The organism is Mycobacterium sp. NPDC050853 (genome assembly GCF_040653875.1).
Classification (GTDB): Bacteria; Actinomycetota; Actinomycetes; order Mycobacteriales; family Mycobacteriaceae; genus Mycobacterium.
The window spans coordinates 130,030-146,127 of the sequence record NZ_JBFAGW010000004.1; the positions used below are offsets into that span (position 1 = coordinate 130,030).

Here is a 16,098-nt window from a genome sequence, read left to right on the forward strand (position 1 = left end):
CGTGACTGCACAAGAGAAGACGGAGTCCGCACCAACTCAGGGCGCGGAGCCCGTCCTTGACGTGAACGGCTCCGGAGTTCAACCTCCGGTCTCCGACCGGATACGCCGGGCTTTCTGGTGGTTGGAGCGCTTCGCGCCCGCCATCGGATCGCGGTGGGCCGTCGAACTGTGGTGCACCCCGCCGGTCATCGAGTCGAGTCTGCGCATGCCGCCCGGCGTGCCCCCCGGCGAGCCGCTGGAGGCCCACTGGGACGGGCACCGTATTGCGGGTGAGTCGTGGGGCGAAGGGCCGACGGTCTATCTGGTCCACGGCTGGGGCGGGCAGCGCACACACCTGGGGATCTTCATCAAGCCTCTCCTGCAGGCCGGTTACCGCGTCATCGCCTTCGACCTGCCCAGCCACAACGAGTCCGCCCCGGGCGCGCTCGCACCGGGGCGAACCACGCTCATCGAGTGCGCGCACGCGGTCGCGGCCGTCATCAAGGAGCACGGGCCCGCCCACGCGGTGGTGGCCCACTCCCTGGGGTCCAACGCGACCACGTTCGCCGCTTCCTACGGCGCATCCGTGGGCCGTTTGGTGTACCTGGCGCCGATGGGTGATTTCCCCCTGTACCTCGATCTGTTCGCCGCGCGGCACGGCTTCGGCAAGCGGATACGCGCCGGACTGCAGCGTCAGCTGGAGCGCCGCATCGAGATGACGCTGCCCGAAACCGAGTTGGTCCGCGTCGCTGCGACCGCCGGGCATCCCCCGCTGCTGCTGATTCACGACCCCGACGACCCGGACACCCCCTATGAGTGCAGCGAGCGCCTAGCGGATTCATGGCCTGGAGCCCGTTTGATGGCGACCAAGGGACTCGGGCGCCTGGCGCACTTCCGAATCCTGCGGCACCGCCCCGCGATCAACGCCGGTCTCGAATTCATCGGTCCTGCCTCCGAGCAGCACGCTGACGCCTAAAGCAGCCCGAGTAGCTCCATATCGGTGACGTACTTGACGATGTTCGCCGCCGAGACCTGAGGGATGTCTGGATTATCGCTATCAGGCCCAATCTTGGCTTCCTGCACCGCCGCACGGAAACGATCGGCCGGCGCGAATGAACCGACAGTCGGCACAACGGGACTCACTCTCTCGGGGTCCTGCACCAGCGTCAGATACATCTGCTGCACCGAATTTCGCCGATGCTTATCGGGAAGCGCCTGTAGGGCGGTCCCGAACCGCTGCAACCAATTCTGGAAGTCGTCGATGCGCTCGATCGGGTACCCGGCCTCGATCAACCAATCGACGTACTCGTCGAGACCGATGCCGTCATCGTGCGGGTTCATCACGTGATAGGTCTGGAACCCGTCAACCACTTGAACACCCAAGGTGGTGATCGCCTCGGCGACAAATTCCACTGGCAGCCCATCGAAGTGCGCACGCCTCCGATTGCCGTCGGCATCAAGGCGGTAGAACGACTTGGGTGCCAAGCCGGTGGTCACGATGCTCAGAATCATCTTGCTGAACACATCCGATACGTTCAGCTGACCTGCATAGGTGGTATCGGCCAGGATCATGTCGCAGCGGAAGACCCCGATCGGCAACCCGCACAGGTCATGGGCTTCACGCAGCAGCACCTCTCCCGCCCACTTGCTACTGCCGTAGCCATTGGCGTACGAGTCCTTAATGGCACGCGTGGCACAGATATCGCGGATATCGGCGTCCTCGGTGAAGGCCACCCGTTTGATCGGGTCACCGACATTGGCCGTCGACACGAAGGTGAACATCTTCAGCTTCGTGGTGAACGCCAACCGGATCAGCTCTGCGGTGCCCGCCACATTCGGTCCGAACAACTCGCCATAGGACAGCGCGCCGCTGACAACGGCCGCCGAATCGACGATCACGTCAACGGTATCGGCCAGCCGCTGCCAGGTTTCCTCGGTCAAACCGAGGCCTGCTTCGCCCTTGTCACCGGCGACGACCTCCAAATGGTCTTCGGCCAGTTCATGGAAGTGCCGCAACAGTTCCGGGTCGCCGCTGTCGAAAATCTGCTCCAGCCGGCGACGGGCCTCCTCGTCAGATGAGGCCCGTACCAAACAGATCAGCTTGCCGTCGAGCAGTTCCAGCTTTTCGAGCCATTGCAGCACCAGGTACCGCCCGAGGAAGCCGGTCGCCCCGGTCAGCAGTACGGTGCGTGCTTCCCTGCTGGGCTTCGGCAGTGTCGTTGCCACGCTGAGGGTTTTCGCGTCGATGAACTTGTCCAGCGTCAGGTCGGCGGCCCGCACCTCTGCGCCCTCGGAACCGTGCACGGCCACATAGCGCGGGTCGCTGGCATGCCTGTCCAGCTGCCCGCTCAGCCTGCTCACCGTGGGGGTGTCGAAGAGAGCACGGACGGTCAGGTGCGTGTTCATCGATTTGTTGATGGCGGCGATAAGACGCATCGCAGACAGGGAGTCACCACCCAGATCGAAGAACGAGTCGTCGACACCGACGCGCGGCAGGCCGAGCACCTCCGCGTAGAGACCGGCCAGGGTCTCCTCGACCGGGTTCGACGGGGCACGGTACTGGGTTTCCTGATACTGCGGCTCCGGCAGCGCACGGGTATCAAGCTTCCCGTTGACCGTCAACGGCAAAGCGTCGATGACCACCACGGCCGCGGGCACCATGTAGGCCGGTATCCGCTCGGCCAGCGCCGCGCGCGCCTTGGCCGGCTCGATAACCCCGGTGACGTATCCGACCAGGCGCTTATCGCCCGGACGATCCTCACGCACAATCACCACCGCCTGCTCGACGCCATCGAGATCGGCTAGCGCAGTTTGGATCTCGCCGAGCTCGATGCGGTAGCCGCGGATCTTGACCTGATCATCGGCACGCCCCATATAGTGCAACTGCCCGTCGGTACCCCAACGGACCAAATCGCCGGTGCGATACATACGCAGTCCCGGTTGCCCAGGCTCTCCGAACGGGCACGCCACAAACCGCGATGCCGTCAGCCCTGACCGGTGCAGATAACCGGCCCCGAGCCCGTGGCCCGCGATGTACAGCTCGCCGACCACGCCCGCCGGAACCCGCCGCGTCCAGGTGTCCAGCACGAACAGCGCAGCCCCTGCCACCGGAACACCGATCGCCGGCGTCCCCGAACCCGCCGCCAGCGGCGGACTGACCGTCACACACAGCGTGCTCTCGGTAGGGCCGTAGGCGTTGACCATCAGCCGCCCCGGCGCCCACCGGTCCACCATCTCGGCCGAGCAGGCCTCGGCAGCCACCACCAACGCCATGCCTTCCAGAGCTTCCGGAGACAGCGCGGCTGCGGCAGAGGGTGTCTGGTGCAAGACGGTGACTCGCTCGGAGACCAGGAATTCCTGAAAATCTTCCGGGACCAACGATTCGGGGACCACCACGAGGCTGCCACCGTGCAGCAGCGGACCCCAAATTTCTTCCACCGAGGCATCAAAGGCATACGAGTACCACTGAGACCACACCTGCCCCGGCCCCGACGGAATACCCAGGTGCTCATATCCCAGCACTTGCGTCACGTTGTGGTGAGTTGTCGCAACGCCCTTGGGAATACCGGTGGTACCGGAGGTGTACACGATATGCGCAATATCGTCGGCAGCCGGCCCCGCCAACGCGGTGCTGGGCTGCGCACCCACTGCAGGACCGCTGATATCGATGACCGGCAACCCGTACCCATCGAGGCGCGAACGCAATATCGCACTCGCGATCGCGGTGACCGGACTGGCATCGGAGATCATGAATTCGATGCGCGCATCGGGAACCGCCGGGGCGATCGGCAGATACGCAGCACCGCTTTTGAGTACCGCAAGAATCGCGATGATGGCCTCACCGCGACGCTCCGATAACAACGCCACACACTGTCCCGGACCGGCGCCATGGCCAATCAGTAAGTGCGCCAAACGATTCGATTCTTCGTCCAGTTCACGATAGGTCCACGAGCGCGGCCCGCAGCTGATCGCCACCGCCTCCGGAGTGCGAACCACCTGCGCCGCAAAAAGTTCCGGTATCGACACCGGCGTTACCGGCGCAGACAACGCGGCCCGATTGCCCAACTCATCCAGTCGGGCGCGCTCGTCGTCATCAAGTAGATCCACCGATGACAACCGAGCCAAGGGATTAGCAGTCACGGCCGACAAAACCCGATGCAGGCGCGCGATCAATGACTCGACACTCTGGAGATCGAATACATCGGTGCGGAACTCGACCGCACCGCCGATCCCGGCAGGCTCACCGGCCTCGGTGAAGCGCTCACCCAGAGAGAACGTCAGGTCCATGCGGGCGGTGTTGGTGTGCACCGGTATCTGAGTGATCCGCAGATCGCCCAGCCCTAGTCCGGCGGCATCCTGCCCGGGGAGGTTCTGCCAAGTCAATCCGACCTGAACCAGCGGATGACTGCTCCGCGACCGGATCGGGTTCAGCCGCTCCACCAGCACTTCGAAGGGCACGTCCTGGTGTTCGAGCGCTCCGAGACTGCGGGTCCGGACCTGCCCGAGCAGGTCCGCGAACGTGGGATCGCCGTCGATATCGACGCGCAGCACCAAGGTATTGACGAAGAATCCCACCAGCTCATCAAGCGCGGGCTCATCGCGGCCGGCGACCGCGACACCCACCGCCACATCGGAACTGGCGCTGATCTTCGACAGCAGTACGGCCAGGGCCGCCTGAATCACCATGAAGCTGGTGGCTCCGTGTTCACGAGCCAGCGAACGCACCGCGTGTTGCAGCTGCTCGGGCCATTCCAGATCCAGACTGGCACCGCGATAGTCGGCGACCGCCGGGTAGGGCCGGTCTGTGGGCAGCGAGAGATGTTCGGGCATCCCGGCCAACGCATCCTGCCAATAGGCAACCTGGGTGGCGATGGCGCTCTCGCTGTCTTCGAGGTCGCCGAGCTGATCACGTTGCCACAGTGTGTAATCGGCGTACTGCACAGGCAGCGGTGCCCAACGGGGTGCGTGTCCCCCGCACCGGCTGGCATACGCCACCGTCAGGTCACGCATGAGCGGGGCCACCGACCAGCCGTCGGCGGCGATGTGATGAACCGTGGCGACAAGTACGTGCTCGTCCCCGGGCACCGTGAAGAGCTTTGCGTTTATGGGGATCTCGACCGACAAGTCGAACGTGTGGCGCGCGGCGGCGCCGATCGCTTCGTCCAGCTGCGCGGGCGGCCATGCGGTGGCATCGACCACCTCCCAGCAGAATTCCGCACTTTCGGGTGCCAGCACCTGTTGGTACGGCACACCTTCCTCATCGCGGAATACAGTGCGCAGCGACTCATGACGGCTCACCACATCGAACAGCGCCGCACCCAGAGCATCCAGGTCGAGCTGCCCGCTCAGCCGCAGCGCGACCGCCATGTTGTACACCGGTGAGGCACCGTGCAATTGGTCCAGGAACCACAACCGCCGCTGCGAGAACGACAGCGGAATCACCGCGGGCCGTGAGGTGGGTACCAACGGTGCGCGCCCGCCCGTATCCGTCCGCAGGCCCGGGGCCAACTTGGCGATCGTGGCGGTGTCGAAGAGGGCGCGCACGGTCAGATGTGTGTTCATCGACTTGTTGATGGCCGCGATCAAGCGCATGGCCGACAGGGAGTCACCGCCCAGATCGAAGAACGAGTCGTCGACGCCGACGCGTTCGAGCCCAAGCACGCGCGCGTAGATATCGGCCAGGATTTCCTCGGCCGGATTGGACGGAGCACGGTATTGCGTTTCCTGGTACCGCGGCTCCGGCAAGGCACGGGTGTCGAGCTTGCCGTTGACCGTCAACGGCAAGGCGTCCACCGCGACGACCGCGGCCGGCACCATATAGGGCGGCAGCCGCTCGCCCAGCGCCACGCGCGCCCCGGCGGTATCGACTCCGCCAGCCAGCTCCGCTTCAGGCGACTGCGTGACATAACCGACCAGACGCTTATCGCCCGGTCGGTCCTCGCGCACGATCACCACCGCCTGCTCGACCCCAACCACGTCGGCAAGGGCAGCCTGGATCTCACCGAGCTCGATGCGATACCCGCGGATCTTGACCTGCTCATCGGCGCGGCCCAGGTACTGCAAGTTCCCGTCCGCACGCCAGCGCACCAAATCCCCTGTGCGATACATACGCTCGCCTGGGGCACCGAACGGGCACGCCACAAACCGCGACGCGGTCAACGAGGACCGGCTCACATATCCGAGCCCCAGCCCGAGCCCGGCCACATACAGCTCACCGACCACACCGACCGGCACCGGCCGCAGCCAGGCATCGAGCACGAACAGCGCGGCCCCCGGTACCGGCCCGCCGATCGTCGGCGTCCCCGAACCCGCGGCCAACGGCTTACTGACCGTCACGCACATTGTGGTCTCGGTAGGCCCATAGGCGTTCGTCATCACCCGACCCGGGGCCCAGCGGTCCACCAGCTCCGCCGAGCATGCCTCGGCGGCCACCACCAGCGCCACCGACTCCAGCGCCTCCACGGACAGCGCCGATACGGCCGACGGAGTCTGGTGCAACACGGTGACATGTTCGTCAATCAGCAAGGCCTGGAACTCATCCGGACCGATCGACTCCGGGATAACGAGTAGCCGCGAACCGTGGAACAGCGCACCCCAGATCTCTTCCACCGAGGCGTCAAAGGCAAACGAATACCACTGCGACCACACCTGTCCGGGCCCCGAGGGCAAACCGACATGCAACGACTCCAACAACTGCGTCACGTTGTGGTGAGTTGTCGCCACTCCCTTGGGAATACCGGTGGTGCCCGAGGTATAGATGATGTGCGCGACATCGTCAGAGGCGGGTAGCGGCAGCGATGCGCCGGTCTGCGCGTCGATGGCCGGGTCGTCGATGTCGACAACCACCACATCATGCGCCCCGAACCGGCCGGCCAACGTCGCGGTCGTGACCACCGCCACCGGTTTCGCGTCACCGACCACGAAATCGATCCGCGCGTCGGGCACCGCCGGGTCAATCGGCACGTATGCCGCCCCGGTCTTGAGCACCGCCAAGATCGCGATGATCCCCTCGGCGGATCGCCCGAACATCACCGCCACACAGCGGCCCGGACCGGCACCCAAGCCAATCAGGAAGTGCGCCAAACGGTTCGAATCACGGTCAACCGCAGCGTAGGTCCACGACCGGTCCCGGCAACTCAGCGCAACCGCATCGGCGGTCCTCGCCACCTGGCCCGCGAACAACTCCGGAATCGACACCCCTGCCACCGGACGGCCCAGCAGCGCCCGGTTGCCCATCACGTCCAAACGCTCACGTTCGTCGGCACCCAAGACATCCACCGAGGACAACCGCCGCAACGGGTCCGCCACCATGGCCGCAAGCACGAGCTCCAACCTGCCAACCAACACCTCGACACTCTCGACATCGAAAACATCGGTGTCGTGTTCGATGCTCAGCACCAGTTCATGGCCGGGCGTGACCTGCAGGGCCAGCGGGTAGTGGGTGGCTTCGCGACTGGAGAACCCCGCGATAGCCAATTCGCCTGTGCCCATGACCGTCCCGAATGCCGCCGGGTCGATGGGGTAGTTCTCGTAGACGAACAGGGTGTCGAAGAGCTGGTCCTGCCCTGTCACACGATGAATCTCGGGAAGCGCCACGTGCTGGTGGTCCAGCGTGCGGTTCGAGACACTGTGTAGCTGCTCCAACAGCTCGGCGGCAGTAGTCGTCGCGGTGATACGCGCGCGCACCGGCACTGTATTGATCAACAGGCCCACCATGGATTCCGCGCCTGCCACCTCGGTGGGGCGGCCCGAGACCGCTGCACCGAAGGCCACATCGTGCTGACCGGTCAACCAGACCAACAGCTGCGCCCAGCCCGCCTGCAAGACGGTGTTGACGGTGGTGTGGTGCGCGCGGGCAAGTTCGGTCAGTGCCTGTGTTGCCCGCGCGGACAGACGCCGCGATTGTGTGCCGCGCCGCCCCGATCCCAGCTTGTGCAGGGGGCCCACCAATGTGGGTGTCTCGAACCCGGACAGCACGTCCTGCCAGGCCGTTAGCGCGGCATCGAGATCCCTATCGGCCAGCCACGTCACGAACCTGCGATACGGCACCGCCGGAGGCAGGCTGTGTCCGCCGTAACTCGCGAAGATCTCCTGCAGCAGGATCGGCAACGACCAACCGTCGAGCACCGTGTGGTGGCTGGTGAGCACCAAGCGGTGTTGGTCGTGACCGGTGCGGATCAAAGCCACCCGGAACAGCGGCGGTCTGCTCAGATCGCATACCGCTGCGCGTTCAGCGGCGCACAGCTGCTCAAACGGCGCCTCGGCATCGATACCGCCGTCAAGTTCGGCGTACTGCCAGGGGACGACCGGATCAGCTGGGATGACCTGTACCGGCGGGTCGAACTGAGGGTAGAAGTGTGCCGCCAAGTTGGGGTGACGGGTGACCACCGCGTGCACCGCATCGCGCAGCCGGTGCGCATCGAGCAGGCCGGCGAGGGTCAGATTCAGTTGCACCGCATACACATCGTCACCGTTCACGTGGGCGGTGGCGAGGAAGAGCAGTCCCTGCTGCAGCGGGGTCAGCGGCAGCACATCGGCGACTCGGTGATGCTGCTCGAGTTCGCCGATCTGCTGCTGGGTGAGGTGTGCGGGGGCGATATCCGACGGGGTCAATCCCCCTCCGCCACCACACACATGCGCGCAGATACCCGTCAATGCCTCGATCCACAGCTGGCTCAGCCGGCCGACCTGGGCATCGTCCATCGAGGGCGCCCAAGTCCAGTTGGCCTCCAGATGCGGTCCGGCCTCTGTATCGAGGATGCCCGCATTCAGTGTCACGGTATGAGCCAACGACACTGGCACCGCGGCGGTCACCGCGGCCGCCGACAGGGCATCGGGGCTCGGAAGCCACATCTGATCGGCCGGCCCGACACCGCCGCCCAGCCGTCCCAGGTAGTTGAACCCGATAACCGGTTCTGCCCCACCGAGATCCACCTCGGGATTCGCATACCGCAGCAAGCCGTAGGTTATGCCATCGGGCAGGGCGCGGAGCTGCTCCTTGGCGTCCTTGATCACTGCGCCCAACGCAGGATCACCGGCGCTCACCTGTGCCCAGTCCAACCTGCCGACACTCAATGCCACCGGGTACTTGCTGGTGAACCAGCCCACCGTGCGCGACAGGTCCACCGGAGAATTCGTACTGACGCCCAATTCCTCTTGGCGCCCATGGCCTTCCACGTCGATACCGACCGGCGCACCGCTGTTACCCGACAGCTCAGCGACCGCCAAGCCGAAGGCGATCAACAAGATCTCGCCCACCCCCGCATGGAACGCCGCAGCCGCCTCGCCCAACAAGATGCGGGTGGTTTCGACATCCAGTGGCACCGACAACGTGTGGGCGGTGGCATACGTGTCCAGCTCGGGACGCACGGCCGGCAGCAATGCCGGGGTCGCCGCCACCCGCTTCCACGCCTCGGCATGTTCGAGCACCTCGGCGGTGCGCGCATGCTCGTCGATCAATGCCGACCACCGAGCGAAGGATGTGCCGCCGGGCGGCAAGGCCACCGGCTGCCCGGCGTGATGCTGAGTCCAGCCGATGTTGATGTCTTCCAACAGAATTCGCCAGGAGACCCCGTCGACCGCAAGATGGTGGATGACCAGTGCCAGCTGGGCGGTGGAACCGGCCCACAGTGCGCTCAGCATGGTTCCGGTGGCCGGGTTCAACCGCGCCCGGGCCTGGACCAGCGCCTCATCGGACAGCACATCCACCGATTGCAGGCAGCCGCGCGCGTCCACGCTCCCCGGCTCGGGCACGGTCAACGACCATGCACCCACACTGTTGTCTTCGGCGCGGAGTCGCAGCATGGCATGGCGGTCCAGCAGCCCTTGGAGCACCACCACCACATCAGCTTCGGTCACGGCCGAGGGCACCGTCACAACTATCGTCTGGTTGAACTGGCCGATCTCGCCCTGCGCATCCTGCAGCCACCGCACGATCGGTGTCGCGATCACCTCACCCAAGCCGTCATCGCCCTCGTCGGTATCGCCGGTGACCATCGTGGCCACTTGCGCCAACCGCGCCACGGTCTGCTCGACGAAAATATCGCGTGGTCGGCACAGCACCCCGGCCGTGCGTGCCCGGGACACCACCTGCATCGACATGATGCTGTCCCCACCGAGATCGAAGAACGAATCGTCCACACCAACCCGCTCGAGCCCGAGGACTTGCGCATAGACGGCGGCCAGGGTCTGCTCGACCGCATCGGATGGCGCTCGGTACTCACCGGCTGCGATCTCGGGTATCGGTAACGCCCGGATATCGAGCTTGCCATTGGTCGTCAGCGGCAGTGCGTCCAGGACGATAATCGCGGACGGAATCATGTAGGCCGGCAACCGATCACCGAGCGCGGCACGAATCGCAGCGGAGTCTATGGCGCTGGTGCCGGCACCGGTGACGTAACCCACTAGGCGCTTGTCACCGGGACGGTCCTCGCGGACGATTACCACGGCCTGCTCCACCCCGGGGCCACCGGCCAGCACGGCCTGAACTTCGCCGAGTTCGATGCGGTTACCGCGGACCTTGACCTGCTCATCGGCGCGACCCATGTACTGCAACGCGCCATTCATGTTCCAGCGCACCAGGTCTCCGGTGCGGTACATCCGCGCCCCACCCTGCCCGTACGGGTTGGCCACGAACCGTTCGGTTGTCAGCTCCGCGCGGCCCACATAGCCGGATGCCAGCGCGGCCCCGGCCAGATACAACTCGCCCACCACCCCGATGGGTGTCGGGTTCAGCCCCGCGTCGAGCACCAGCGCGCGCACCCCCGGGATCGGGGCACCGATGTCGACCGGCTGCCCGGCCACCACCGGCGCAGAGGTCGCCCAGATGGTGGCCTCGCTGGGGCCGTAGGCGTTGACCAGCCGCCTGCCCGGCGCCCAGGCGTCCACCAGCTCCCGCGGGCAGTCCTCCCCCGCGGTGACCAACGTGCGCATCGCATCGAGCCGCGCGCGGTCCAGTGACGACAACACCGTCGGGGTCAGCACCGCCGCGGTGACCCGCTGGGTCTGCAAGAACTCCGTCAATGCGTCGGCGGCGTACACATCTCGCGGTGCCACCACCAGCGTGGCTCCCGCCCCCACCGCCCACAAGATCTCAAAGACCGACGCATCGAATGTCGGCGAGGCCACCATCAGCAGCCGCTCATCGACGCCCAGTTTGAGCAGATCGCGTTGCGCTGCGACCACTCCCGGCAGGCCAGCGTGACGGACCGCCACACCCTTGGGGGTACCGGTGGAGCCCGATGTGAAGATCACATACGCGGTGTTCTCAGCCAGCAACGTGACTGGTTCCTGAGACCACTCCGACTGCCCGGACACACCGAGACCGTCGACGCGCAGCACCGGGCGCGCACCCGCCCCGGCCACCTCCCCCGCGCCACAGGTCAACACGCACACAGCCGCAACGGAATCCAAGACCGAGGCGATCCGATCGACCGGATGGGCACTGTCCACCGGCACATAGATTCCGCCAGCCTTGACCACGGCCCACCACGCCACCACCAACTCGGCACTACGGTCCAACGCCACGCCCACTGCGCGCTCAGGGCCCACCCCGGCCTCGATCAGCACCCGCGCCAATCGCGTCGACCACTCATCGAGCTCGCGATACGACAGCTCGCGGGCGCCGTCCACCACCGCCACCGCTTCCGGATCGGCGGCCGCCGCTGCAGCCAACAATTCCGGTGCCACCCCTACCGGGGCCTGGACATCGGTACCGGACCACTCCTCCAGCACCTGATGACGCTCACGCCGGTCCAACAATGGGACCTCACCCACCACCAGCGAGGCGTCGGCCGCCAAGAGCCGACCCAGGAGCGATTCCAAACGGGTTATGTGCCTGTCGATCTCGTCGGTGGTGTACCTGTCGGGATTCCACGCGAACTGAATACGCGAGGTACCACCGCCCGGCCGCGGATAGATATTGACTGCGATGTCCTGAATGGGGAATGTGGTCAACACGTTGACCACGGCCTCCGACGGCCCGAAGAAGAACGCATCCGCGAAGTCGAATACGTTGATTACTTGGCCGAATTCAATGTTTGTATCGCGGCGGCCCGCATCGGCAACCAGCTCCGGCCAGCGCCGGAACTGCTGATGCCGCAACGCACCAATCACGGCCTTGGCGACCTGATCATCGAGTGCACCAATGGTATCCGCGTCGTCGATGGTGACGAACAACGGCACCAGGTTCGACACCATGCCACCGCATCTTTTCAGTGCCGCCGTGGTACGCCCCGACACTGGCAATGATAATGAAACCCGCTGACGTCCAGTTGTTTTCGCGATGAATGTCGCCAATGTCGCGACGACTCTGGCCACCTCGAACTGACCAAGCCCGTTCTGTGACAGCAGCTCATCACAGACCAGCTCACGCACCAGTGGGTGGCGAGGCGTCACGGAACGCTCCATTCCCGCGAGGTCGGCGACCTCGACGGGCCCATGCATGACGGTCTTCCAATACTCGAAATCCGCTGCGCTACGCGAGGACTGCCGATACTTCAGGTCGGCCTCGCGGATCACCGAGAACTCGGAGAAGTCGACCTCCGTCTCAGCGGCTACCGACCCTGAGTAGACATCCGCGATATGCCTCAGCAGATTGTTGGTGGCGTATCCATCCAGCAGCACGTGGTGTGTGCGCATGTAGAAGTACGACACATCGTCCGCAATCCGCAATAGCGCGAAGTGGGTGAGCCGATCGCCGAGCAAGTCGATGGGCCGGCGGTATTCCTCGTCCATCCAGCGGCGAGCAGCGGCTACCGCGTCACGCTCGGCGCGCAGATCGATGCAGTGCATGGTCTCCGGAAACGAGCGGTCGATGACGAAAATCGGTTCGCCGTCCTCGACGGACAGCCGCGCACATGGCGTACCGAACCGTGCGGCCATCGATTCGCACGCGACCATGAGCCGTTCGGCGTCCACGTCGTGATCGATCGTGAGGAATCCCGCGAAGTTGTAGGGCACCTCGGGGCGCAATTGCTGGGCGGCCCATATCGACCGCTGAGCGGCTGTCAGGGGTCCAAGAACTTCTGGATGCGTTCCGTAGTTGAGCATGAGGACGACGAACTCCCTACTTGGGCCTGCATACTGGCTTCTGAAATGTCATCGTTGAGATGCCTTGTCGCGCTTGGCGAACATCACCTGCGAACATGGTCTCTACGCGAGTCTTTGGCGTAGGTCTTTCGGCCGTATGTCGGTCCACTGCTCATCGATGTACTCCAGACACGCCGCACGGCCCGCGCGGCCGTAGACCACACGCCAGCCCGCCGGGGCATCAGCGAAGGACGGCCACAAGCTGTGTTGCTCCTGGTCGTTGACCAGAACCATGAAACTGCCACTGTCATCGTCAAAGGGATTGGTTTGCATCGAATTTCCTCATCATCACGATCTGAGAGCGACGGCGCCGCGCGTCCTGCCCGACAGCACCCGTTCTGCCGTCCCGAGATCATGGGTGGCTGTTGAGATATCCCCCGCGCCGGAAGTACTCTTCGCCACTGCGCTCGACCCCGTCAGCGCAACGAATACGGGTGATCACCAGTCCGCGGTTACCGACGCGATAGGCAGATGACCCGCAGACCACCACCCCGCCTTCCTCCTGGACGATGACCCGGCCCGGCGTCCCGCCGTAGCGGGCCTCGGAAATGCGCGCCTCCAGAACCTCGATCCGCTCTCCGTCGTAGAAGGTGAAGGCGCGCGGATACGGGTCGGACAGCGCGCGTACGAACCGTTCGAGATCCTCGGCGGGCCATGTCCAGTCGATCGCGCTGTCACGCTCTGAACGCTTGTGACAGTAGGTCCGTTCGGCCTTGTTCTGCGGTCGCCAGACGGCGGCGCCGGACTCGAGCGCACCGAGCGCTTCGGCCAGCACACCCGGAATCAGGTCCATGCCTCGCAATACCAACTCGGTGCCGGTATCGGCGGAGCCGATGGGAAGCGAACGCTGCACCAGAATGTCTCCGGTATCCAGCCCACTGTCCATTCGATGCACGGTCAATCCGAATTCGGATTCACCGCTGATCAATGACCATAAGACAGGGGAAAAACCGGTGAATTTAGGCAGCAAGGAATCATGAAAGTTCAGCGTGCCATGCGGCGGAAAGTCGTAGAGTTCGACCGGCATCCGGTTGTACCAACTATTGACGACGATGACATCGGGCTCGGCACCCTTGACCAAACCGATGGTTTCAGCATCGACCCGCTTCGTGATATGCACCGGGATACCGTGCTCGCGCGCGAGTTCCTCGACCGGTGCTGACCAAATCGCCTTGTACGCTTCGTCGCTGGACGGGTGGGTGACGGCGAGCACGACCTCGTGGCCCAGATCGATCATTGCCTGCAGGGTTCGGTAGCCCCAGACCTGATATCCGAACGACACAATGCGCATACACGACCCCTTTAGCTCTTCAATGCTGTTCAGGGGCTTGTGCGCACCGATGAACACGGCCCACTGGCAGATCAGCTTAAGGATTTTCTCAGGTTATGCAAGCCTTCCCTAAGCTGCAGTGGACCTTAGCACTAGGCCACCGGCCGCCCAGATGGCGAGACACTGCAACGATTCTCAGGCGTCGACCTGTACCACCAATTTCCTCGGCAGGAAAACCGCGGGAATTATGGTGACTATCGCTAATGCGACGGTCACCAAGAACACCATCGTGTACGAGTGCGAAAGCCACTGGGAAGCGTTCCCCGCAAATTCTGAACTCACGAGCACCGACGGGCCATCCGCCTCGATTCCACCTCCGGCGCGATTGAACTGATTGGTCAGCAGCACTGCCACCAGCGAGGCCCCAACCGATCCGCCCACCTGGTCGTTGACACTGAGCAGCGTGGTACCCCGCGCCACCTGGGACGGCGCCAGCGACTGCACGCACGCCGCCGAGAGCGGCGTCGACGTGCAGCCAACACCCATGCCCATAATCAGCAATCCGGCCAGCAGTATCGGCGAAAAATCTGCTTGCCGCGCAACTCCGTACGTGAAGATCCCCAGGCCCATCGCAATCCCCGGAAGGCCGATCAACACGATCGCGCCGGGCCCATGCCTATCCATGAACACCCCCGCGAGAGGCACGGTCAGTACGAGACCGATTCCCATCGCCACCATGGACATCCCAGACTGCATCGGCGTCTGGTGCAGTGCCACCTGGAAATAGCTCGGGATGAGCAAGCCTGCGCCGACGAAGGTGGCGGCAAAAGCGAACTGCGTGATGTTGGCCCACTTGACCACACGGTTCTCGAATAGCCGCAGGTCAATAAGCGGGTGGGCCGCCCGGTTCCTGGTGTGCACTACGAAGGCGAAAATCAATGTCACGCCGATAATTACGGGCAGCAGGACATGGCGGTCGGCCACACTGTCGCGCCCGGGGATGGCCGACACCCCGGCAAGTAACGTCGCCACGCCGGGTGACAGCAGCAGCGCACCAACGATGTCGAGTTTCTCTGACGACGCCGGGCGATCCGCCGGGAACATGCGTGCGGCGAGCACAAAGGCACTCAGCCCGATCGGCAGGTTGATCAGGAATATCCATTCCCAGCCATAACTGCCGATCAGCCACCCACCCAGGATCGGCCCACCGATAGGGCCGAGTAAGAAGGGAATCGCCCCTATCGCCACCACGCGGCCAAGCCGCTTTGGTCCCGCCTCGCGGGTCAAGATCATGAAGCTCAGCGGCATCAACATACCGCCGCCGATGCCCTGTACCACACGGAAGATGATGAGCAGCAGAATATTTGGCGCCACCGCGCACAGCAGCGAACCGACCGTGAACACCAGGACCGCACCCAGGAACAACCGTTTGGTGCCGAATCGGTCGGCCGCCCATCCGCTCATCGGGATCACGGTCGCGAAGGCGAGCATGTAGCCGGCTATGGTCCAAGAGACGACGGCCTGATTGGAACCGAACTCGGCGACAAAGGTGCGTTGGGCGACAGCGACCGCCGTGCTGTCCAGGAAGGCCATGACACTCGCCAAACCGCATATGCCGGCGATCCGGAGCAGCGCGGCGTCCAGCTTGTCCGGGTGACCTGGCCTCTCCACACCCAGCTGATCGGCGGGCCCGCTCGGCGCCGGGAGGGCGGTAGGCACGCTGTCCATAGGTCGGCGAGTATATCCACGTAAACGGCCCA

Annotated in this window: 5 protein-coding genes; 1 reads left to right on the forward strand and 4 read right to left on the reverse strand. The window is 64.6% G+C overall.

The features are described 5' to 3' along the window. Nucleotide 1 precedes the first annotated feature (1 nt). A complete protein-coding gene (locus AB0H22_RS15225; RefSeq protein WP_180747833.1) occupies nt 2–955 on the forward strand; it encodes an alpha/beta fold hydrolase in 954 nt (317 codons plus the stop codon). Here the strand turns inward: AB0H22_RS15225 and AB0H22_RS15230 are convergent. The 4 genes from AB0H22_RS15230 to AB0H22_RS15245 form a co-directional block, all read right to left on the reverse strand. Next, on the reverse strand, nt 952–13,029 hold the full coding sequence (locus tag AB0H22_RS15230; RefSeq protein ID WP_358147142.1) for an amino acid adenylation domain-containing protein: 12,078 nt from the start codon (nt 13,027–13,029) through the stop codon (nt 952–954). The two genes, AB0H22_RS15225 and AB0H22_RS15230, sit on opposite strands and share 4 nt — an antisense overlap. A gap of 102 nt (nt 13,030–13,131) precedes the next feature. Further along, nucleotides 13,132–13,341: an MbtH family protein gene (locus tag AB0H22_RS15235; protein WP_180747835.1), complete on the reverse strand. Its 210-nt coding sequence runs from the start codon at nt 13,339–13,341 to the stop codon at nt 13,132–13,134. Between the two features lie 79 nt (nt 13,342–13,420). After that, nucleotides 13,421–14,359: a methionyl-tRNA formyltransferase gene (locus tag AB0H22_RS15240; RefSeq protein WP_180747836.1), complete on the reverse strand. Its 939-nt coding sequence runs from the start codon at nt 14,357–14,359 to the stop codon at nt 13,421–13,423. 174 nt (nt 14,360–14,533) lie between these two features. Further along, complete coding sequence (locus AB0H22_RS15245) at nt 14,534–16,066, reverse strand: DHA2 family efflux MFS transporter permease subunit (protein WP_358147143.1); 1,533 nt, start codon at nt 16,064–16,066, stop codon at nt 14,534–14,536. Nucleotides 16,067–16,098 lie beyond the last annotated feature (32 nt).

Excerpts from the sequence above, each read along its gene's own strand:
- AB0H22_RS15230 (WP_358147142.1), bottom strand. The coding sequence starts at position 13,029 with ATGCTCAACTACGGAACGCATCCAGAAGTTCTTGGACCCCTGACAGCC.
- AB0H22_RS15235 (WP_180747835.1), bottom strand. The coding sequence starts at position 13,341 with ATGCAAACCAATCCCTTTGACGATGACAGTGGCAGTTTCATGGTTCTG.
- AB0H22_RS15240 (WP_180747836.1), bottom strand. The coding sequence starts at position 14,359 with ATGCGCATTGTGTCGTTCGGATATCAGGTCTGGGGCTACCGAACCCTG.
- AB0H22_RS15245 (WP_358147143.1), bottom strand. The coding sequence starts at position 16,066 with ATGGACAGCGTGCCTACCGCCCTCCCGGCGCCGAGCGGGCCCGCCGAT.